Genomic DNA, 20,883 nt, shown 5'->3' on the forward strand with positions numbered 1-20,883 from the left:
CTCGTTCAGGTCGTCAGAACAGACGGTGTCCTCAGTTTTCCCGGATCAGTCGCACAGGGGCAGGGACGTCTGTTTTGTCGTCTGTCCGGCGCGGTGGTACTCAAAACCCGTATTTGTTAAGGACGCGGGATAAAGGACCACAGCGGTCTGGTCACAAAAATGCCGGCTGGCGTAAAGAAGAGCCGGTCGCGGCGCCACCGCCCCCGGGCCGCTCTGTTCGGGCAGTGGTCCGCCCCGGGCTGGTGCTGTGCAGCGGCAACAGATCAGACCGCGGGTCATTGCCGCACGCACTGCTGCCACTCGCGCCACGGCCGGTGCGAATTCGCGGGGTTCCTGCCGAACATGCTTGCCAGATCAGCAGCTTTACCTGTTCACTGACAGGGGCATGGAGGATTTTAATGAGCGACGATATTTTATACGACAAACAGCACATAGATTTTCTGGAAGACATCTGGGGCGATGGCTTTCTGTCTCCCGGCGGCGCGGATGAAGTCGGGCGGGTTCTGACCGGCGTTGATGTGGCCGGCAAACACGTCCTTGATATCGGGTCCGGCTCGGGAGCCTGCGCGGTTCTTCTGGCGCGCGATTATGGCGCGGTCAAAGTAACAGGCATAGACGTTGAGGACCCGGTCTGTGACGCCGCGAGGGCGCGTATCGCCCGCGAGGGTGTGTCGGACAAAGTCGAGATCGTAAAAGTCAGCCCCGGACCTTTTCCCTTCGGGGACGATACATTTGACCTCGTCTTTTCGAAAGATTCGATCATCCACATCCCCGACAAAACAGCGCTGACCGCTGACGCCTTTCGCGTGTTGCGGCCCGGAGGCCGGCTTGCAATGTCCGACTGGCTGATCAGCCATGATCACGCCCCCTCGCCGGAGATGGCGGACTACATCGCAGAGGAGGGGCTCGATTTTGCGATGGCATCGCCCACGGCTTATGCTGCGGCCATGGAGGCGGCAGGGTTCACCGATGTTGAACTGGTCAACCGCAACCCCTGGTACAGCGGCGTCGCCCGCGACGAACTGGCATGGCTCACCGGCGCAGAACGCGACCGCCTGAGCGACCGGCACGGGCGGGACTTCATCGATCATCAGATCGCAATCTGGAGCAAGCTTGTAGGCGTCCTCGAGAGCGGAGAACATTGCCCGCACCACATTCGCGGGCGCAAACCGGCGTGAGCCGTAAAGGACAGGGGCCGTTGTAAAGGCCACGCGATATCGGAGCCGTTGCCCGCGCTGACTGCGACAGCATTTTGCCGGGAAACCGTATCGTGCTGAATGTTTGCACTGTGTCGACCGCGCGCGCGCCCGCAAGGTCCGGCGTGCTGCCCCGGCAATTGAATATCCGTTCAACCGTGCCATAGTGACGGCACGGCATGAAAACACCACCAGGTGCCCGCTCTGATGCGGCACGAGGAGATGACTACGTGACACCCAAAGCAGGCCACAACCGCACGATCGAGCACATGTTGGATGTCGATCAGAAGCACCATCTGCACCCCTGGGAGTATATGGGGTCCTGGAAGGAGGGCGAGCGATATGCTTTCACCAGGGGCGAGGGGATTTACGTCTACGATGGCGCCGGGCGCCGCCTGATCGACGGACCAGCGGGCATGTGGGCGGTGCAGATCGGCTATGGCCGCACAGAAATGGCTGATGCAATTGCAGCTCAGGTGATGGAACTGCCCTATGCCTCCCCCTGGTCTTCGACCACAGCACCGGCTGCGGCACTTTCTGAGAAGGTCGCGGCACTGGCGCCCGCCAACCTCAACACGGTGATGTTTACCACAGGTGGCTCGACGGCTGTGGATACTGCGCTGCGCACGATGCAGTTTATGAACAACCGGCTCGGACGGCCTGAGAAAAAGATCATTATCGCCCGCGAAAAGGGCTATCACGGATCGACCTATCTGGCGGCCAGCGTGACCGGCAAAGAGCGTGACAAAAGCTGTTTCGATTTTGAGGACCGGCTCGTGCGGTTCCTGCCGGACGTGAACCCCTATATCCGGCCGGAGGGCATGAGCGAGGCGGCCTGGTGTGACGCGAAAGTTGCTGATCTGGAACGCGTGATTGCCGACGTGGGCCCGGAGTATATCGGTGCCTTTATCGCCGAGCCGGTGCTTTGTTCCGGTGGCGTAATCATCCCTCCCGAAGGTTATCATCGCCGCACGCTCGAGCTTTGCCGCAAGCACGATATTCTTTATATTTCTGACGAGGTCGTCACGGCCTTCGGACGGCTCGGACACTGGTTTGCGTCTGAAGAGGTCTTCGGGATCGAACCCGATATCATCACCTGTGCTAAGGGCATCACTTCGGGCTATCTGCCGCTGGGGGCCTGTATCATCTCTGACCGGGTGATGGAGCGTATGACAGGGGCCGATCACGATGTGCTTTTCCCCAACGGATACACCTATTCGGCGCATCCTGTGTGCTGTGCCGCAGCCCTGAAAAACATCGAGATCATCGAACGCGACGGCTTGCTGGAGCACGTCCGGGCGACCGCACCGCAGTTTCAGGAGCGGCTGACGGCGCTGGAGGCCTCGCCGATCATCGGGGACGCGCGCGGCATGGGGCTTCTTGGCTGCCTTGAGGGGCTCATTGATGGCCGCAAGACGCCGCTTGATGTGCAGCGCACGCTTGGCGCACGACTGGACGAGGCCTGCGAGGCGCGCGGGCTGATCGTGCGGCCGCTTATCAACATGTGCGTCTTCTCACCGCCGCTGACGATCTCGCCCGGGCAGGTCGATCAGATGTTCGACATTTTGACCGATGCCATATCTGAGGTCGAAGAGGAATTCGCCGAGACCTGAGCTTCGGCCATGTCGATATAGCTGGCGATGATGACCCGGGTGCCGGCATCCGTTTCCCAGCTCACACTGTCATTCTGGTGGATATAGGCCGTCTCGCCGGACAGGAATTCATGCGCTTCCTGTCCGTCGTGCAGGCTCAGACGGCCCTCCAGTACAGAGATCAGCATGTTTTCGCCCGCCTTTTTACCAGGCTGCCGCGTTGCGCCAAAGCTCTGCACTTCGACGCGCATGGTGCCTGCGGCGTTCAGAAAATCGGTGCGCGAAGCCGTCACATCTGCATCCCCCGGTGCGGACAGGTCGGGCACGGTGATGCGTTTAAGTGAGGCGTTCTCTGCATCTGGCACGGGGCCGTCGAGGATCATGAAGATCTTGTGCACGGTGCCTGGCTGTTTCCACTGGCACATGAAGCCTTTGGGGATCACGAAAGCATCACCTGCGCGGATCTCGATCTCCTGCCCGTCGGGCAGCACCATCGACAGATCACCCTTGAGAAAAAACATATACTCATCAACCGGATAGGGCATCATCTGATCGGTAAAAGCGGTGCAGTCCCAGACCCCGGCGAGATAGCCCTGCGCCTCTGTCTCGTGATAGATGTGGCCGCGCTGTACGGGCTTTCCTGACACGAGGCTCGCGTAATTCATCTCCTCCCAGGTCTCCAGACCGTCCGGGCCCTGAGGATCGAAGCGGATGATTGTGGCTGTCCTGGTCATTGCGTTTCCTTTTCATGGCTTACGTCTTCCCGGCACAGAAAAACGGTATTCGTCAGGCGGCGGTACATCCGCAGATGGCTTGAGGTTCCGGGGCAGGCGCGCGGGTCGATATGCGCATAAGCGGCATCAGGCCGGGCGCAGTCATGAAACTGCATCACCGAAAAACAGGTCTGGGTATGAGCCTCTTCCGCTTCCATCGGCGTGTCGTTCACGCGCCGCCCGAGCGGGCCGGCCCCGGCGGTTATGCCGGCCGCGCGCAGATCCGCGTTAAAAGCGTCATGATCACTGGCAAAGGTGGCGACATCCTCTCCGGGACGCGGATCAAAGGAGGAGAGCATGAGTATCAACATTGTTCTCAAAGTGCCGTTCCGGCGGGCACCGGTTCGGGCAGGGATGTTTCGACAGTAGACCAGACCCCGGCGCGCGAGATCTCGTGCAGAACATCTTCCCAGCCGGCAGGACCTCTTTCAAGTGCATTCGCTGATGGCGTGCCTCGTGACGTCCGTGGCCTGTCCGCGTTTCTCGCGATCATGAGGCCACTGCAGTGAAATTGCCGGCAAAAGATTTCTTTCACGTTGCTGTCTGTAGACGTGCCGGAGAACGAATAAAGCGCGGGGACAACGGCTCTGAAGATACCACCCTTTGCCCGCATTCTGTGGCGCGCGATCGTGGCGTCCGAAGGGGTTTCGCATCCGGGCAGGATAACCCTGTCTCCCGCATCCGGACCGTAATCTCTCACAATCTGACCGCACATCTGTGGCGCGTGGAGAAGATGCGGAAAGGCCCTTGCCACAGGCTCACTCAGCGACCGGCGCCGGGGCAGGATCGAGCGCCTGCTGCACGCGCTTTAAGTTTTGTTTGCGTGCGCTGCAGCTGTCGCACTCAGAGGCCCGGGCTATTGCTGCGGGCGGCGGTTCTGGAGTGGTGGTGAGGACATAAAATGCACCCGCCCCACCGAGGGTGACAAGAAGAATCCCCGCTGTGATCCACGGCGTGCGCATGTTCAGGCCGCGCCGTTTTGCAAAAACCGACGCAGCGGACCAGGGCTGTCGGGGTGCCCGGCGCTTTCCCGGTTCAGGAATTCGACTGCCACGATTTCATGCGCGGTCGCCACCCTGAGCGCGGGCAGGTCTTCGGGCGGGGCTATTGCCTCAAGACGCTCGAAATCAGCGATGTAGCCCGGATAGGTCCGGTGCATTCCGCCGATGATTTCTTCCCAGTCGGTTGAATCCTCTGCGGCCTGCGCCCGGCCACTGGCCCTGAGCGCATCTGTCGCGCGGGGCGTCAGGCCGTATTTTTCCACAAGCGGGCGCATGGCGGCGGCGGTAAATGTCTCCACATCTGCCAGAAGCTGCAGCTTTTCGCATGCACCCTTGTCAGCAAACCGCGCGGCAAGGCCCGTAAAATATGCCTCACCTTCGACCTCTTCCTCGTAATAGCGCAGCAGCGTGTCAAGGTAATCCGGCGAAGGCGCCGTGGATGCTGACGGGGCCACCAGACCAACGTCCACGCGATCGTGTTTAAGGGGCATGTCCCTGTCTGTGACCTCTTCGAGCTCACGTGCATAGCGGTGCCCGGCATAGGTTGCACCGGCCACAATCGAGGGTGCATTGCAGTCCCCGATCCGCGTGAGCGTGAAGGGCAGGGCATCGGTATCGCCGTCAACGGTTGCCAGGATCTCATGATAAAGCGCGTCATCGGGACTGCGCTGGGTGACCATGACGACCGAGCTCACAGCAAGCTGTTTTTCGGCGCCGGTAAACTGACATGAGAGAACTGCGTTCTGACCGTCAAAGGAGGCGAGCGCCTGCGAAAGCTCAAGATCAATTCCGAGTTTCATCAGATGGGTGCGGACAGTCCACCGCTCGGAGGTTTTGCCGGCCCATTCCGAGATCACCTCGGAGGGCGTGCAGAGCGTGACCGCGAGCCCCGCCGCCTTCAGCTTTTCGGCGATCACACCGCCCATGTAATAGCCGTCCTCGTCATAAACGAGCGTCGGGCTGTCCGGCAGCCGGCCATCCATGATGTCATCCGCCGTGAGGATATCCGGATCGCTGCCGGCCGCCACTACAGAGACATAGGTTTCGCCGTCAAAGCGGTCTTTACGCCAGCGCGCGCCCGTGGCGATGGCCACGTGATCCGCGCCGAAATCGATGACGTCTCTGGCGGTCAGCGGGCTTTCGGCAAAGACCTCGACATTGGTCATCTTGTGAAACTGCTGCACGCGGTAGTCGCGCACGCGGATGTATTCGTTCATGCCGGGCAGGGCTGCCTCGCGCGGCAGACGGCCACCTGGTTCGCGCCCGGCATCTGCCAGCGTGACCTTATAGCCGCGTTTGCCAAGAGCGCGCGTGGCCTCAAGACCTGCCGGACCGGCTCCCACCACGAGCACCGAGGCGTCAGTGCGTGCGGGGTTCATCTCTTCGGGGTGCCAGCCCTTGCGCCATTCTTCACCCATTGTCGGGTTCTGCGTGCAGCGGATGGCCACGCCGATGCTGTCGCCGGAATAGCAGACATTACACCCGATGCATTCGCGGATGTCCTCAAAGCGACCCTCCTCGACCTTCTTTGGCAGGAACGGATCCGCGATGGAGGGGCGTGCCGCGCCGATGAAATCGGTGATACCGCGCCGGATCTGGCTGACCATCGTATCGGGCGAGGTAAAGCGACCGACAGTGACCACCGGCTTATCCGTCTGGCTTTTGACAAAGTCCATGTAGGGCTCGAGAGCGGCCTCTTTGGTGAAGCGGGACACCCCCATCTCGACAAAATAATTGGCGATGTTGATGTCCCAGAGGTCGGGCAGACCGGCCAGCATGCCGAACATATCGCGCCGTTCACCGTGGATCGGCACCCCGTCCTCGCCGATCTGCTCATCTGCGGAAAAGCGCACAGCAACGGCGCAGCGGTCGCCGACTGCCTCTTTTGTCTCCTCGATCAGTTCGCGCACCAGCCGCACGCGGTTGGTAAGGCTGCCGCCGTATTCATCGTTGCGGGTGTTGGCTTTGGGGCTGAGAAAATTTGAGAGCAGATAGGTATGCGTGGCATAGACATAGACGATGTCAAACCCTGCATCCCGCGCGCGCAGAGCGGCCCGTCGATGCCAGCGGCGCAGATCGCGGATATCCTGTTTGTCCATCGCGCGGGTCTGGAACGGATGACCGACCGCATTGGGCATGCTGTCGAGATCCAGCGCAATCTCACGTGTCAGCATATTGGCCGTGCGCGCCCCGCCATACCAGAGCTCAGCACCGGCCAGCGCCCCGTGTTCATGCACCTTGTCGGTCATCAGCGAATGCGCACGCACGTCGCTGTCATCCCAGAGAGAGGCCGAGACATGAGTGAGATCGTCCGAGGAGGGGTGGATAGAATTGTATTCCGTGCAGACCACGCCCCAGCCGCCTTCGGCCTTGGTGGCCCGCAGATCGGCCAGCATGCGGGGTCGCATATACCCCATGCCGGTGCAGTGCGGTACCTGATAAAACCGGTTTTTCGCCGTGACGGGGCCGATTTTCTGCGGCTGGAAAAGGATGTCGTATCGCGGGTCTCGGGACACTGGAATAGCCTCGGATCAGGAAGGGGACAGATTAATGAGTTCGCGGCGGAAGGGCACGTCGCCCATGTCGGGTGCGCCCAGTTCGCGGGCATAACGGTGGCCGCTGTAAACGGCGGCAGCAATGGTCGAGGGGCCGAGCGCATCACCGATGCGCGGCAGATCAGGACGCGCGTGCCAGAGATCATCCACCGGGCTGCGCATAGTGACCAATACGGCTGTCTCACAGGATATGCTGCGCGGCGCATCGGTGAAAACACAGCCGATATCTACCTCGCCTGCACGGATCGCGGTGAGATTATGGGAGGTAATGATCCGGACGCCGAGCTCCAGCAACTGCTTCTGTATGGCGTGCTGATCCAGGGTGTTGTGCGTCCAGGAGGAGACGTCACCGGCGGGTGTCAACAGTGTCACCTCCCGGCCTTCGCGCCGGAGCTTTTCGGCAATCACGCCGCCCATATAGAAATGATCGTCATCAAAGACCACAACCGGCCCGTCGGGCACCGGCCCCGCCATCACGTCATCAGGTGTCAGAACCTGCGTGCCGTCCGTGCGATCGATACCCAGCGGGTTCTGTCGCCCGATCCCGTCCGCCGTCCAGCGCGCGCCGGTGGCGATTGCCACATGGTTCGCACCAAATTCCGCGATGGTGTCGGGTGTCATGGCGCTCTCCAGAAACAGATCCACATTGGCCATCTGGCTGATCTGATACGTCCGGTAATCGGCGACGCGCCCCCATTCGGCAAGGCCGGGCAGCTTTCGTTCAAGGGTCACGCGACCGCCGGCCTCACCGGCTTTGTCTGCCAGCGTTACGTGATAGCCGCGCTGACCCAGCGCGCGGGCGGCTTCCAGACCAGCGGGACCTGCGCCGATGATCAGCACGGTTTCATCCGCCGTCCGAGGTGCAATCCGCTCAGGGTGCCAGCCCTTGCGCCACTCTTCGCCCATGGTCGGGTTCTGGGTGCATCGGATGGGCGTGAAATGATTGTCACCGGCGACACAGATATTGCACCCGATGCATTCGCGGATGTCCTCTGTGCGCCCTTCCTCGATCTTTTTGGGCAGGAAGGGATCGGCAATCGAGGGCCGCGCCGCGCCGATCATATCAAGCCGGCCCTTGTTGATCAGCGAAACCATTGCATCGGGCGAGGTATAGCGGCCGACACCGACCACGGGTTTGCTGGTGACTTCTTTCACGAAGGCCACAAAATCGTCCTGAAACCCCTGCGGCTTGAACCTGGACGTGGCGCTGTCATGCTCCCATGCGCTGATGTTTACGTCCCAGAGGTCGGGTTCTTCGGCAAGCATTTCGATCAGTTCGCGGCCCTCACCGGTGCTGGTAAACCCGAGGTCCCCCATCAGTTCATCGACGGCAAAGCGCAGCGCCACCGCACAGGTATCGCCAACGGCGTCTTTGGTATCGGCGAGCACTTCACGCAGCAGCCGCGCGCGGTTTTCAAGGGAGCCGCCGTATTCATCCGAGCGGCGGTTGCGGTAGGGCGAGAGGAAATGCGAAATCGTCGAAAGCTGGTGTCCGGCATAGACATATACCAGATCAAAGCCGGCTTTTTTCGCACGCAGTGCCGCATTGCGATGCCAGCGGCGCAGATTGCGGATGTCTTCGCGATCCATAGCGCGGGCCTGCACCGGGTCGTGCAGGGCCACAGGCAGGTGCGAGGGGGCAAGCGGCACATCACGGCTGTAGCGGTTGGCGGCCATCTGGCCTGCGTGATTGATCTCGGCACCCGCAAGGCTGCCAAATTCGTGGATACCCTCACACATCTTCGCCAGCACGGGGATATCGCTGTCGTCCCAGAGCCGCCCGCCAGCCCAGGGCGAATGATCGCCCGAGGGGTGGATCTCGATCTCTTCGGTGCAGATCACGGCCCAGCCCCCTTCGGCCTTGGTGCGACGCATCTCAGCCATGGAGGACGGAAAACTGCGGCCCATGCCGTTGCAGTGCGGCACCTGATAAAAGCGGTTGCGCGCGGTCACCGGGCCGATCTGCACCGGCTCAAAGAGGATGTCGTATCGCTTATCTCTGCTCATTCAGCTGTCCCGGAGCCGGGCGCTGTCCCGCCGTCAAAATGGGCGGGGAAAACTGTCGCGAGATAGCTGCGAATTCTGTTTCTGGCATCTTCGCGGGTGAACTCGCCCGGATAGATCAGGATGTTGAGGCAAAAGCCGTCGAAAAGCCCTTCGAGGGTCTCCGCAATGCTTTCGGCTTTCATGCCTTCGTAACTTCCCTGTTCAATGATTTCACGGCACAGACGCGTGGAGGTCTGCCAGCGTTCGGTGTCGATCCCCGACATAATCTCGCGATAGGATTTGCGGTATCCTGCCTCGCCGTAAAAGGCCGTCCAGACGGTCAGCTTTTTGTGACTGCAGATCTTCGGATGAAACTCGGAATCGACAATTGCCAGCAGCTTGCCGGCAGCAGTAGGCTTGTCCGTGATGATCGTTTTGCGCCACAGCGCACGGTGTTCTTCGGCCAGAAAGCGCAGGGTTTCTTCAAGGAGGTTTTCTTTGCTTTCAAAGTAAAAGTTCACAATCCCCAGAGACAGACCCGCAAATCCGGTCACCGTCGTCATCGTGGTGCCGGAAATGCCGTACTTCGATATCGACTCGATCGTGGCCTCAATCAGCTGTTGTCGCCGGACCTTGCGGGAGGCCGTGCGTCCGTTGCGCGCATTCGTTCTGCTGGCTTTTGTTGTCGCTTCCGGCACTGCCACCTGTCGATTCCCGTCCACGGTCATTCCGGGCGCAGCACAACGGCTGCCTCGTTATGCCACTTCAACCAGACCGGGCTGCCTTCGCTTACCGAAAATGAGCTACCTGACCCGTTTTGCGCAGATACCGCAACCGGCGCTTCAACTCCCTCAAGCTCGACATAGTAATGGCTGCGCTCCCCCAGATAGGCTGCGTTTCTGACGACCCCGCGCGCGTGCCCGCTTTCGCCTGCCGGGGCTTCTCCGGCCAGCTCAAACCGTTCCGGGCGCAGCGCCACATGCACTGTGTCACCGTCGGTAAAGGCGCCTTTGGGTCCGGGGATATGCAGCGTCCCGAGACCCGCGGCATCCACGGTCAGCCCCGCCGCGTCCGACCCTGTCACGCGTCCGTCAAAGAAATTCATGGTGCCGATGAATGACGCAACCTCCCGGCTGACCGGGCGTTCATAAAGCCCTGTGGGTGTATCGAGCTGCAACACCTCTCCGCGAGACATCACGGCGATCCGGTCCGACAGGGTCAGCGCTTCTTCCTGATCGTGTGTCACGAAAACAAAGGTGATGCCGACCGTGCGCTGCAGCTCTCTGAGTTCAAGCTGCATCTGTTCGCGCAGCTGCTTGTCGAGCGCGCCCAGCGGTTCATCCAGCAACAGGACTTTGGGCCGCAGGATCAGCGCGCGGGCAAGGGCGACGCGCTGGCGCTGACCCCCTGACAATTCGTTGGCCTTGCGGTTTCCGTACCCCGGCAGTTTGATCAGGTCCAGCATCTCACCGACCATCCCGTTCACCTTCGCCCCTGACAGCTTTTGCCTGCGCAACCCGTAAGCGATGTTGTCCCGAACATTCAGATGCGGAAAAATTGCATAGTTCTGAAAGACCATATTGACCGGGCGCAGGTGCGGCGGCACGTCCGTCATCGGCTGACCATCGATAAAAATCCCGCCCGAAGAAGGGTTTTCAAAGCCCGCGAGCATGCGCAGCAGCGTAGTCTTGCCGCAGCCCGACGAGCCAAGCAGCGAAAAGAACTCTCCGTGTCCGATGTCGATGGAGACGTCGCTGATCGCCTGAAAGCTGCCGAAGTATTTATCCACATTCCGGATGGAAATGAACCTGTCCTGCGGGGTCATGAGACGCTCCCTTTTGCAGAGCCGGAAAGCGCGCCGCGATTGATCCACTGACCGGCGAAGACCAGCACGAAAGAGACAAAGATTATTATCGAGGACAGCGCGAGGATGGACGGGAACTGCTGTGGAAAGCGCAGCTGTCCCCAGATGTACATCGGCAGTGTGGGCTCAGTCCCGCTGAGGAAAAATGCGAGGATAAATTCATCAAACGACACCGTGAAGGTGAGCATCAGGCTGGCCACCACACCGGGCCCCACCATGGGCAGCGTCACACGCCAGAAGGTCCAGAATGCATTTTCGCCCAGATCTGCCGAGGCCTCTTCAATTGAGGCGTCAAATCCTTCAAAACGCGGGATCAGCACGGCGATAGAGAAGGGCAGGCAGACTATCATATGGCCGATCGCCACGGTATAGAGCGACAGCGCGACGCCAAGCTGGCTCAGCAGTACCAGCAGCGCCACACCGAAGATGATCAACGGTACGACCAGGGGCAGCATGATGAAGGTAACCATCGGCCCTTTGCCCGGCATGCGATAACGGGTGATCGCCTTCGCCGCGAAAACCCCCAGGGTGGTCGAAAATACAGCCACCACCACGCCGACACGCACAGAGTTCCAAAGCGCATTCCAGACCGCATCGCGCTGAAAAAGCTCGCCGTACCATTGCAGGGTGAACCCTTCGAGCGGGAAGCGGACATAAAGTGAGTCGTTAAAGCTGAAAAGCGGCAGGAACATCACCGGGACGTAGAGCAGGATCAGAAACACCACCGCATAAATCTGCAGGGGCCGGTTGGGTCGGCGGATATAGCTTTCGCCACTCATGAAACACGCTTTCTGACGAACAGGGTGAGCAGGATGAAGACAAGGCTGATGGTCGCAATGCACAGCATCAGGATAATCGAGAGCGCCGCCCCCATCGGCCAGTTGTTGATCGGGCCGAATTGTTTCTGGATCAGATTGCCGATCATCGCGCCGTCGGGTCCACCCAGAAGTGCCGGCGTGATATAGTCGCCGGTTGTGGGAATAAAGATCAGCAGGCTGGCAGAGATCACGCCCGGCAGCGACAGGGGGAGTGTGATGCGGAAAAACCGCCGGACCGGCCCGTCGCCCAGATCAGTGGCTGCCTCCAGCAGGGATTTGTCGATCTTCTCCAGCGAGACATACAGCGGCAGAATGGCAAAGGCGGCCCAGGCATGGGCAAGCGTGATGATCACCGCCTGCTGGCTGTAGAGCAGGAATTCCAGCGGGGCCTCGATCAGGCCCATATTCATCAGCGCCGAATTGATCACGCCCTCATAGCCCAGAACGACCTTCCAGGCGAATACGCGCAAAAGATAGCTTGTCCAGAAGGGCAGCGTCATCAGCACAATCCATAACATCTTGTGACGATGCACGTGGAACGCGACGTAATATGCCATCGGATAACACAGAAGCACGGTAAAGACGGTCACCATACCGGAAATGAAAAGCGACCGGTTGAGCAGCGCGGTATAAATCGGTCTTTCGAAGAACTTCTGATAGTTCGCGGTGGTAAAGCCTGTGTCAAAGCCGAACCCCGACGCGGTCCAGAAACTCATGACCAGCAGAATGCCGAAGGGCACAAGGATCAGCACGCCCAGGAAGATCAGCGAGGGCGCAAGCAGGGCGTAGCCTCTTGCCGCCTCAGAGCGCTGCATCAGGCGGCCAAAACGCCCCGCCGTGGCCTGTGTCGCGACGGGTGCGCTGCGCGTCTGGAGGGTCTGATCACTCATCGGGTCCGACCTGATCAAAAGGTGGGGTGATGCCCGTGCTTATCGCTGTCGCGGGGCGGGGCAGGCGACGCCGGAGGGGTCCCGGCGCCACGAGTGTCGTCAGAACCCTGCTTTGATTTCCTCAAAGACAGTGTTCATTTTAGTCTCCCACTCCTGGGTCTGCGGCACCTGGAAATGCCCTGCGCCGAGGATATCGGAGGGCGTGTCACTCAGGCCGAGACCTGAGAGCGTTTCCGCATCGAACTGCTCAAACGATTTGTTGTTGGAATGTCCGTATCCGTAATCGTTGATCATGAACTTTCCGGATTCCACGCTGAGCAGGCTGTCGATGACGTCATAGGCCCTGTCGATGTTTGGCGCATCTTTGTGGATCATCAGGCCGCAGACCCATGTCAGCGCGCCTTCTTTGGGGCTCGCAAACTTAACCGGCACGCCTTCGGCTTTGAGTACGGTCGCGGAGCTGTTCCAGGTCATCGCGGCAACCATCTCACCGGAGGCCAGGGCCTGCTCGAGTGTTGTAGTGTCATCGGTATAGGTGCGCAGCAGCGGGCGCTGTTCGCGCATCACGGCGGCGATTTTCTCAAAGGCCTCATCGGTGTGGATCTGATCCATCGGCACGCCTGCTTTGATCGCCCCGCACCACCAGGCGTCGCCGCCGGACGCCAGTGAGCCAAGCCGCCCGGAGTACCGCGGGTCCCAGAGCATATCCCAGCTTTCCTCGCCCTCGACCTCAAAGAGATCCGTGCGGTAGGTAATCGACGTCTGGCCCCAGTCAAAAGGCGCCAGCCACACAGTGCCTTCCTCGGCGTCATTGCCGGGCAGGGAGACCAGCTCCGGCATCACATCGCCCCAGTTCGACAGCCGCGAGGTGTCGATGGGCTGAAAGAGCCCTGACTGCACCCAGCGCGGCAGACCGGAGTTGCAGGGGTGCGAGACATCGACGACAAACCCGCCGCGCATTTTTGTCAGCGCCTCTTCTGAGCCGCCAAAAATGGAGAAGTTGGGCAGTTCGCCGTTTTTCTCTTTGTAGGGAACGAAAAGTTCAGGAATGTCATATCCGCCCCAGGTGAAAAATGTCGCCTGATCGCCGGCTGCGGCCATGGCTTTGCGCGTCGCCAGGGGCGCGGCTGTGATGCCGACGCCTGCGGCCAGCAGATTGCGTGTAAAGGTACGACGGCTTATTTCGCCCGCGCGCATCGATCCCAGCTGGTCCTTGATATCCATGATTCTGAACTCCCGTGTTGTCGGGTCGTGTGAACGACCGCAGTGATTATTATATCCCTGCAAAGCTTCTGGTGAGCCGCAGGCCGTCCGGTCTGGTTTAGCTCGCTTAAAGACCAGATACCGTTGCACCCTGTCCTGTCGGAACCACCCGCGCCGTTCACTGAATATTCATTCAATCAAACAGGGGCTGCAGACCATTCGTCAAGAGAAATAGGTATCAGCGAAGTGACGGGTGCACCCGAGCGCATATTTCTTTTGCAAACTCGTTTTATAGCAGCGAGGCGGTGCCGGCAGCCTTCAGTAACAGGTGGTAAGGTGCTGATCAGAAATGATTTCCAGACCTGCCGCAGCGTCTCGCGTTCGTTCCCGAACCGATCACGGACCCCGTCGGAGCCGCAGGTTCAGCGCGTGATTTCAAAGTGATTTACTGATAATCGCTGCGTGACCCGCTGGCGGCCTTGTGCAATTGCCCGGTGAATTCAGTCGCACCGGCGACGAATCGCGGGCTTTTGTGCGGAAACACGGACAGCGCGGGCAGGGTGGGTACACAACTTTGGTCCCGGCAGAAACGTCAGTGTTCAGGGCTTTTTTACACCAATCCCGGGGCATGTGCCCTGCCGTCAGGGTCCTCAGAAGCCGGCCGCGAACATCTGGAAATGTGAAGCACCTGCCGGCCGCACAAGGCATCAGCATCATCGACCCGACAGGTCATTGCGGCGCTGATGACGGGGCAGGTTCTCTACGGGAAATGAACTTTACGAACCTGCATTCTGGCTCTCGGTCCCAATCGCCGCTCCCGAGGCGAAAAGACCTTCGATCTTCGTGCTGTCATACCCCATTTCGCTCAGAATGGCCCGCGTATGCTGGCCCAGAAGCGGCGCCGCGCGGGTGATCTTTGCCGGTGTCTCACTGAACTTTACCGGATGACCGATTGTTTCGATCGTCCCTGCAACCGGATGATCCACCTCAACCAGCATTTCTCTGGCCCGGGCCTGCGGATCGTTGTGCATCTGAAGAATATCGTTGACGGGTCCTGCGGGCAGGCGGGCGGCATCCATCCGGGTCAGCCAGTTTTCTGTGCTGTCATGCATGAGATACCCGTTCAGAATTTCAACAAGCGCTGGGAGGTTCTGGATGCGGGCCTGGTTTGATGCAAAGCGCGGGTCATCATCCAGTTCAGGCGCGGAGATGACATCGAGAAACCGCAGCCAGTTGCTTTGATTTGCGGCACCCACATTGATCCAGCCGTCACTGGTTCTGAAAGACTGATAGGGGGCGTTCAGCGGATGTGCCGACCCCAGAGGTTCGGGTTTTACACCCGTGGCAAGGGCAATGGCGGATTGCCAGTAGGTCTGAACGATTGCCGCTTCAAAGAGTGAAGTATCGACTTTCTGACCAAGGCCTGTTCTGAGCATATTCGAATAGGCTGCTGAGACACCCATCGCGGCGAGAATGCCCGCGTTTATATCCGAAATCGGGGCCGCAACCTTTACCGGGGGCCGCCCCGGCCCCTCACCCGTCACAGACATCAGACCAGACATGCCCTGTGCAATCAGATCGAACCCGCCGCGTTCAGCATAAGGCCCGGTGCGTCCGAAACCAGAGATTTCACAATAGATCAGTCTGGGGTTTGCCCGGGCGAGGTCTTCATACCCGAGGCCGAGTTTAGCCATGGTGCCTTTGCGGTAGTTTTCGATCACCACATCGGCTTCGGCCAGCAGTTCACGCAGCACAGCGACCGCAGCAGCATCCTTGAGATTGAGCGCGATGCCCCGTTTGTTGCGGTTCATCATCATATAGGCCGCCGACTCCCCGTTGATGTCGGGCGGCACAAAGCGGCGGCTGTCATCTCCGTCGGGCTTTTCCACTTTAATGACATCGGCACCCATATCCGCCAGCATCAGCCCGCAGACCGGACCCGCCATGATATGCGCGAGCTCAATGACCCGCATGCCTTTCAGGGGGCCGCCGGGGGCGGTCATTTGCCTGACCATTCAGGTTTGGTCTTTGACAGAAACGCTTCCATCCCGGTCCTGAAATCGTCGCTCATGTAGCACGAGATGATCAGATCATCGTCATCCACTCTGGTGGCCGCACGGTTGCGCCGGAGTGCTTCTTTCGTGGCTCTGAGCGTCAGCGGAGCCATCGCTCCCACGTGCTGTGCAAGTTCGGTGGCGCGGGTCATCAGACTGTCTTCATCTGCCAGAACTTCACTCACAAGACCGATGCGGAGTGCTTCTTCTGCGTCGAGGAGCCGCGCGGTAAAGATCATCTCGCGCACCCGGCCCGCACCCATGAGTTCGGTGAGCCTGGCAAGGTTACCTGCGGCAAGACAGTTGCCCAGGGTCCGCGCAATCGGGAACCCGAATTTCAGGCGCTCCGAGGTAATCCGGATATCGCAGGCCGCAGCAATGGACGCCCCGCCGCCTGTGCAGGCGCCATGAATGGCGGCGATCGTCGGCACCGGGCACCGCTCCACCGCCTCGAGGACGGCGTCGATCCGGCTTTCATACTCAAGTGCGTCCTGATCGGTGCGGAACGTTCTGAACTGGGTCATATCCGTGCCGGCCGCAAAGGCCTTGCCGCCCTCTCCGGAAATCACCACTGCACGAACTGATCCGTCGGTCGCCATACCGGCGCAGAGGGCGGCAAGTCGCTCGTACATCGCAAAGGTCAGCGCATTCCGGGCCTCCGGCCGGTTGAACGCAAGCCACAGGATCCCGTCGCGGAGCTCTTCGGTGAGGTCAGGGGTCTGGTCCGTCATCGGTAGAAATACTCCACAAGGAACATCGGCACCGACGGCACATAGGTGCACAGCATCAGTACCGCCAGCAGCACGCCGACAAACCAGATGTTGACCTTGGACACCTCCCAGATGTTGGCCCGCGCCACGGAACAGGCGGTGATCAGCACCGAGGCCACAGGGGGCGTCTGCTGCCCGATGGCGAGATTGAGCGTGACCACAAGGCCGAAGTGAACCGGGTCAATGCCTGCCGCTGTGATCAGCGGGATGACGATCGGAATGACCAGAATAATGGCCGCGGCGGAGTGCAGAAAGAAGCCCACGATCAGAAAAAAGAAGTTCAGGATCAGCAGAATGGCCCATTGCTGGGTCGTGATCGACAGAATGCCTTCGGCCAGCTGCTGCGGGATCTGCGCCCGGGTCAGAAAACCGCCCATCAGAACCGAGGCGGCAACGAGCAGCATCACGACCGCTGTCTGAATTCCGCCATCCAGCATCGCACGGCGCAGGTGGCCGAAATCAAGGTTTTTATACCAGGCGGAAACCACAAGAGAGGCCAGCACCGCGAGGCCGGCAGCCTCAGTGGCCGTGACATAGCCGCCAAAGATGCCGCCGAGAATGATCACCGGAAGCGTGAAGGCGGGCAGCGCTTCGACAAACGTCTGGCGCAGGCGCGCCATGTTGAAGGCGTCCTCGGTCGGGAAGTTGTATCGTTTGGCAAAAAGATAGGCGACGGCCATCAGACCTGCGGCCCCCAGAAGACCGGGCACGATACCCGCCACGAAAAGCTGTTCCACGGAAGTATTGGCGGACGCCGCATAAAGGATCATCGGGATCGAGGGCGGAATGATGATCGCAAGTGACGCAGAGGAGGATGTTACGGCGGCGGAGAATTCCTTGCTGTACCCGCGTTTTTTCATCTGAGGGATCAGGATGGAGCCCATCGCCGCTACATCCGCCACAGCGGAGCCTGAGATTTCGGCGAAAAAGAGCGACACGCCGATGTTCACCATCGCAAGACCGCCCCTGATGAAGCCGATGATGGCGGAGACGAAGTTGATCAGCTTGTCGGTGATCCCGCCCGCATTCATAATCGCGCCGGCCAGAACAAACATCGGAATGGCGATGAGCGAGAACTTGGTCGAGCCGTCATACATGTCCAGCGCGATGGTCACGAGGCTGTCTGCGCCCTCGGTGACCAGCAGGCCGATGACCCCGCACATGGCGAGCGCTACGGCAATGGGGACGTTGATGCAGATCATCAACATAAGGGCAGCGAAAATAGCAGCGACCAGCATCAGACCCTGTCCTTGTTTTTTTCGAGTTCTGTTTCGACTTCTTCTTCGATTTCGGCATGCTCGAGCGAAATGCCCGCTGCTGTCAGGCGCAGATAGGCCGGCAGGCTCAGCAACTGGCATGTCATAAAGAGAATGGCCCCGATCGGGATCACCGATTGCGTGAACTGAATTGGCACCCAGGTCAGCGAGATCAGCGTGTCTCCGGCCAGCACGTCGAGCACCTGAAGTCCGGCCCGGGCCATCAGAAAGAAGAAGGTCAGTACAATCAGTTCACCGGCCAGAACGGCCATAATCCGGAACCTGTCCGGAATGGCGAGCAGCACAGTGTCAAAACCGATGTGGCGTCGGTGCAGCGCCGCAAGCGCCGAGCCGTAATATGTGATCCACGCCAGCATGATCGCGGCGACCTCATCGTACCAGGAGAAACTCTGGCCCATCAGGCGCGCGATAACGGCCAGTGTTACCGTAAGCGTCAGCAGGACCATCAGGCTGATCGTGATCCACTCCAGTATCGTACTGATAATCCGGTTGATACGCGACAGCGTCGGGTAGGCGGAATTTTCCATGGAAGTGCAGACCTGCTCGGGACAACGCTCCGGCCTGCGCGAGCCGCGACGTGTCCGGTTTCAATGGTTGTCAGGTGGGCGTCACGAAAGGGGCGGCCGGGATGCCGGTCGCCCCCTGATGGTCCGGATCAGCCGGACTGGCCGAGGCCGAGCACGGTGTCGATCATTTCCTGACCGCCTTCAACTTCGTCAGCGAACTGCTTGTAGATGGGCTTGGACGCTTCGATGAACGCCGCTTTGTCGGCGGTGTTCACTTCCACACCTGCGTCTTCGATGACCTTCAGCAGGCTGGTTTCCAGCTCTGCCGCTTTTTCATAGGTGAAGTCCTGGGTTTTGCTGCCACAGTCTGTCAGTGCGGCTTTGACGTTATCCGCAAGTCCGTCATACTTCTTTTTGGACATCAGAACATAGGCCGGTGTGTAAACGTGGCCGGTCACCGAGAGGTACTTCTGCACTTCCTGAAACTTGGCAGAAGCGATCTGAGCATAGGGGTTCTCCTGGCCGTCGATCACACCGGTCTGCAGCGCGGTGAAGACATCCGAGAACGCCATCGGTGTCGGATTGGCGCCATACTGCTGAAACATTTTCAGACGCCATACGCCGTTGGGTGTCCGCAGTTTTATCCCCTCAAGATCCGCAGGTACGTTGATCGGGCGGACGTTGTTGGTAATATTGCGAAAGCCGTTTTCTGCAAGCCCTACAATGTGATAGCCGGCGTCATTGGCAGCGGACTGGAACTTGTCCATCATCGCATCCTGCACACGGCGCATGTGGTCGCGGTCAGAAATGATGTAAGGCATCTCAAAGATGCCAAAGGTGTCATCGACCGAGGACATAACCGAGGACGGCAATGAGAAGTCAACCTGTCCCAGCTTCAGTTTCTGCAGAAGCTCTTTGTCTTTGCCCAGCTGCGACGAGCCGAAAGTCTGTACTTCAACCTCACCGTCGAGGGCGGCGTTCGTGCACTCTGCAAAGTTGTTCACCGTCGCTTCAAAGAGCGAGCCGGGCGCCCCGACGTGGCCGAATTTCATTGTTTCTGCTGCAGATAACGATGTTGCCATGCCGCAGATCGCGGTCGCCGCGAAAAGTTTCACAAGATTTTTCAAAGTTTTCTCCTCCCAGAGTATTTGTTTTCCTTAAAGTGCCGTGTTTTCACGGCTTGTTTGCTGTCAGGCCAGCATAGCCATCGCCGCCTGTACGCCGCCCTCCCGGTGCGGGACATTCGCCTTTTTCAGGCCCATCTCCACGCCTGCGAGGGTTCCGATGAGCATCAGGTCGTTGAAATCGCCCAGATGCCCGATGCGGAATACCTTGTCCGCGACTTTTGACAGACCATTGCCCAAAGATATGTCAAAATGCTCTAATGTCGATGCCCGGAACGCATCCGCGCTGTGGCCCTCGGGCATGACGACAGCGGTGAGAACGCCGCTTTCCTGGCCCTGCGCCGAGCAGAGCACATCGAGCCCCCAGGTTCTGACCGCTTTGCGCGCAGCAGCACCATGGCGGGCATGGCGGGCGAATACATTCTCCAGACCCTCCTCATGCAGCATATCGATCGCCTCATTGAGACCATAAAGAAGGTTTGTGCCGGGCGTATAGGGAAAATAGCCGGTCTTGTTCGGGCCGACCATTTCCGCCCAGTCCCAGTAAGACCGCTGCAGTCCGGCACTTTTATTCGCCGCCATGGCCTTCTCACTCACCGCGTTGAAAGACAGTCCCGGTGGCAGCATCAGACCCTTCTGCGATCCGGACACGGTGACATCCACTCCCCAGGCGTCGTGCTGATACTCAAGCGAGGCCAGTCCGGAGATCGTATCGACCATAAAAAGGGCCGGATGGCCGGCGTTGTCGATGGCCTGACGGACGGCGGCCACCGGTGATACGGAGCCCGTTGAGGTTTCGTTGTGCACCACACAGACAGCTTTGATCTCATGCGCAGTGTCTACTGCCAGACGGGCTTCGATCTGATCGGGGTCGGCACCGCCGCGCCAGTCGCCCTCGATAAATTCCGCCTTCAGGCCCAGTTTCTCCGCCAGTTTTTTCCACAGGGTCGCAAAATGCCCGGTTTCAAACATCAGCACCCGGTCGCCGGGAGAGAGCGAATTGACCAGAGCGGCCTCCCAGGCCCCCGTGCCCGAGGACGGGTAAATAAACACGTGGCTTTCCGTATTGAATATTCCCTTCATGCCTTCCAGCGCCCGCAGACCCACCTTTGCAAACTCAGGGCCGCGATGGTCGATTGTCTGGCGCGAAATTGCGCTAAGTATTCTGTCGGGCACCGCGCTGGGACCCGGTATCTGCAAAAAATGGCGTCCGGCTCTTCTCATGTCTGGTTTTTTCCTCCCGGATTTCTGGTGCAGCGCCGGTTTCAGCCGGC

General features: G+C 59.8%; 17 protein-coding genes. 2 read left to right on the plus strand and 15 right to left on the minus strand.

Annotated elements, in window-relative coordinates; translation table 11 throughout:
* Positions 1-398 precede the first annotated feature (398 nt).
* Positions 399-1,178: a methyltransferase domain-containing protein gene (locus tag Q0M35_RS06285; protein WP_295313365.1), complete on the plus strand. Its 780-nt coding sequence runs from the start codon at positions 399-401 to the stop codon at positions 1,176-1,178.
* Between the two features lie 332 nt (positions 1,179-1,510).
* On the plus strand, positions 1,511-2,809 hold the full coding sequence (locus Q0M35_RS06290) for an aminotransferase (RefSeq protein WP_295313383.1): 1,299 nt from the start codon (positions 1,511-1,513) through the stop codon (positions 2,807-2,809).
* On the opposite strand, the gene Q0M35_RS06295 is transcribed toward Q0M35_RS06290, so the two are convergent.
* From Q0M35_RS06295 to Q0M35_RS06365, 15 genes are all read right to left on the minus strand, one after another.
* Complete coding sequence (locus Q0M35_RS06295; protein WP_295313366.1) at positions 2,746-3,522, minus strand: cupin domain-containing protein; 777 nt, start codon at positions 3,520-3,522, stop codon at positions 2,746-2,748. The two genes, Q0M35_RS06290 and Q0M35_RS06295, sit on opposite strands and share 64 nt — an antisense overlap.
* Positions 3,519-3,872 carry a hypothetical protein gene (locus tag Q0M35_RS06300; RefSeq protein WP_295313367.1) on the minus strand — a complete coding sequence of 118 codons (354 nt, stop codon included), beginning with the start codon at positions 3,870-3,872 and terminating at the stop codon, positions 3,519-3,521. Before Q0M35_RS06300 ends, Q0M35_RS06295 begins: the two co-directional genes overlap by 4 nt.
* A 653-nt stretch (positions 3,873-4,525) precedes the next feature.
* On the minus strand, positions 4,526-7,078 hold the full coding sequence (locus tag Q0M35_RS06305) for an FAD-dependent oxidoreductase (RefSeq protein WP_366519643.1): 2,553 nt from the start codon (positions 7,076-7,078) through the stop codon (positions 4,526-4,528).
* 15 nt (positions 7,079-7,093) lie between these two features.
* Positions 7,094-9,124, minus strand: a complete 2,031-nt coding sequence (locus tag Q0M35_RS06310) for an FAD-dependent oxidoreductase (protein ID WP_295313368.1) — start codon at positions 9,122-9,124, stop codon at positions 7,094-7,096.
* Positions 9,121-9,807: a TetR family transcriptional regulator C-terminal domain-containing protein gene (locus Q0M35_RS06315; RefSeq protein WP_295313369.1), complete on the minus strand. Its 687-nt coding sequence runs from the start codon at positions 9,805-9,807 to the stop codon at positions 9,121-9,123. Before Q0M35_RS06315 ends, Q0M35_RS06310 begins: the two co-directional genes overlap by 4 nt.
* A gap of 20 nt (positions 9,808-9,827) precedes the next feature.
* On the minus strand, positions 9,828-10,928 hold the full coding sequence (locus Q0M35_RS06320) for an ABC transporter ATP-binding protein (RefSeq protein WP_295313370.1): 1,101 nt from the start codon (positions 10,926-10,928) through the stop codon (positions 9,828-9,830).
* Complete coding sequence (locus Q0M35_RS06325) at positions 10,925-11,746, minus strand: ABC transporter permease (RefSeq protein WP_295313371.1); 822 nt, start codon at positions 11,744-11,746, stop codon at positions 10,925-10,927. Before Q0M35_RS06325 ends, Q0M35_RS06320 begins: the two co-directional genes overlap by 4 nt.
* A complete protein-coding gene (locus tag Q0M35_RS06330) occupies positions 11,743-12,675 on the minus strand; it encodes an ABC transporter permease (RefSeq protein WP_295313372.1) in 933 nt (310 codons plus the stop codon). The genes Q0M35_RS06325 and Q0M35_RS06330 overlap by 4 nt, the downstream gene beginning before the upstream one ends.
* A gap of 99 nt (positions 12,676-12,774) precedes the next feature.
* Positions 12,775-13,899, minus strand: coding sequence for an extracellular solute-binding protein (locus tag Q0M35_RS06335; protein WP_295313373.1), 1,125 nt, complete (start codon positions 13,897-13,899; stop codon positions 12,775-12,777).
* A 755-nt stretch (positions 13,900-14,654) separates the two neighbouring features.
* Positions 14,655-15,893, minus strand: a complete 1,239-nt coding sequence (locus Q0M35_RS06340; RefSeq protein WP_295313374.1) for a CoA transferase — start codon at positions 15,891-15,893, stop codon at positions 14,655-14,657.
* Entirely contained in the window at positions 15,878-16,663 is a 786-nt protein-coding gene (locus tag Q0M35_RS06345) for an enoyl-CoA hydratase/isomerase family protein (RefSeq protein WP_295313375.1), read from the minus strand. Before Q0M35_RS06345 ends, Q0M35_RS06340 begins: the two co-directional genes overlap by 16 nt.
* A complete protein-coding gene (locus tag Q0M35_RS06350; RefSeq protein ID WP_295313376.1) occupies positions 16,660-17,940 on the minus strand; it encodes a TRAP transporter large permease in 1,281 nt (426 codons plus the stop codon). Before Q0M35_RS06350 ends, Q0M35_RS06345 begins: the two co-directional genes overlap by 4 nt.
* On the minus strand, positions 17,940-18,506 hold the full coding sequence (locus tag Q0M35_RS06355) for a TRAP transporter small permease subunit (RefSeq protein WP_295313377.1): 567 nt from the start codon (positions 18,504-18,506) through the stop codon (positions 17,940-17,942). Before Q0M35_RS06355 ends, Q0M35_RS06350 begins: the two co-directional genes overlap by 1 nt.
* Positions 18,507-18,634: 128 nt before the next feature.
* Complete coding sequence (locus Q0M35_RS06360; RefSeq protein WP_366519644.1) at positions 18,635-19,612, minus strand: TRAP transporter substrate-binding protein; 978 nt, start codon at positions 19,610-19,612, stop codon at positions 18,635-18,637.
* A gap of 63 nt (positions 19,613-19,675) precedes the next feature.
* A complete protein-coding gene (locus tag Q0M35_RS06365) occupies positions 19,676-20,833 on the minus strand; it encodes an aminotransferase class V-fold PLP-dependent enzyme (RefSeq protein ID WP_295313378.1) in 1,158 nt (385 codons plus the stop codon).
* Positions 20,834-20,883 lie beyond the last annotated feature (50 nt).

This window comes from Roseobacter sp., from assembly GCF_024639605.1.
In the GTDB taxonomy this organism is placed as follows: Bacteria; Pseudomonadota; Alphaproteobacteria; order Rhodobacterales; family Rhodobacteraceae; genus Roseobacter.

Coding starts and splice junctions, on each gene's coding strand:
- Q0M35_RS06290 (WP_295313383.1), top strand. CDS start 1,511: ATGGGGTCCTGGAAGGAGGGCGAGCGATATGCTTTCACCAGGGGCGAG.
- Q0M35_RS06310 (WP_295313368.1), bottom strand. CDS start 9,124: ATGAGCAGAGATAAGCGATACGACATCCTCTTTGAGCCGGTGCAGATC.
- Q0M35_RS06355 (WP_295313377.1), bottom strand. CDS start 18,506: ATGGAAAATTCCGCCTACCCGACGCTGTCGCGTATCAACCGGATTATC.
- Q0M35_RS06325 (WP_295313371.1), bottom strand. CDS start 11,746: ATGAGTGGCGAAAGCTATATCCGCCGACCCAACCGGCCCCTGCAGATT.
- Q0M35_RS06335 (WP_295313373.1), bottom strand. CDS start 13,899: ATGGATATCAAGGACCAGCTGGGATCGATGCGCGCGGGCGAAATAAGC.
- Q0M35_RS06295 (WP_295313366.1), bottom strand. CDS start 3,522: ATGACCAGGACAGCCACAATCATCCGCTTCGATCCTCAGGGCCCGGAC.
- Q0M35_RS06300 (WP_295313367.1), bottom strand. CDS start 3,872: ATGTTGATACTCATGCTCTCCTCCTTTGATCCGCGTCCCGGAGAGGAT.
- Q0M35_RS06350 (WP_295313376.1), bottom strand. CDS start 17,940: ATGCTGGTCGCTGCTATTTTCGCTGCCCTTATGTTGATGATCTGCATC.
- Q0M35_RS06285 (WP_295313365.1), top strand. CDS start 399: ATGAGCGACGATATTTTATACGACAAACAGCACATAGATTTTCTGGAA.
- Q0M35_RS06340 (WP_295313374.1), bottom strand. CDS start 15,893: ATGGTCAGGCAAATGACCGCCCCCGGCGGCCCCCTGAAAGGCATGCGG.
- Q0M35_RS06320 (WP_295313370.1), bottom strand. CDS start 10,928: ATGACCCCGCAGGACAGGTTCATTTCCATCCGGAATGTGGATAAATAC.
- Q0M35_RS06330 (WP_295313372.1), bottom strand. CDS start 12,675: ATGAGTGATCAGACCCTCCAGACGCGCAGCGCACCCGTCGCGACACAG.
- Q0M35_RS06365 (WP_295313378.1), bottom strand. CDS start 20,833: ATGAGAAGAGCCGGACGCCATTTTTTGCAGATACCGGGTCCCAGCGCG.
- Q0M35_RS06345 (WP_295313375.1), bottom strand. CDS start 16,663: ATGACGGACCAGACCCCTGACCTCACCGAAGAGCTCCGCGACGGGATC.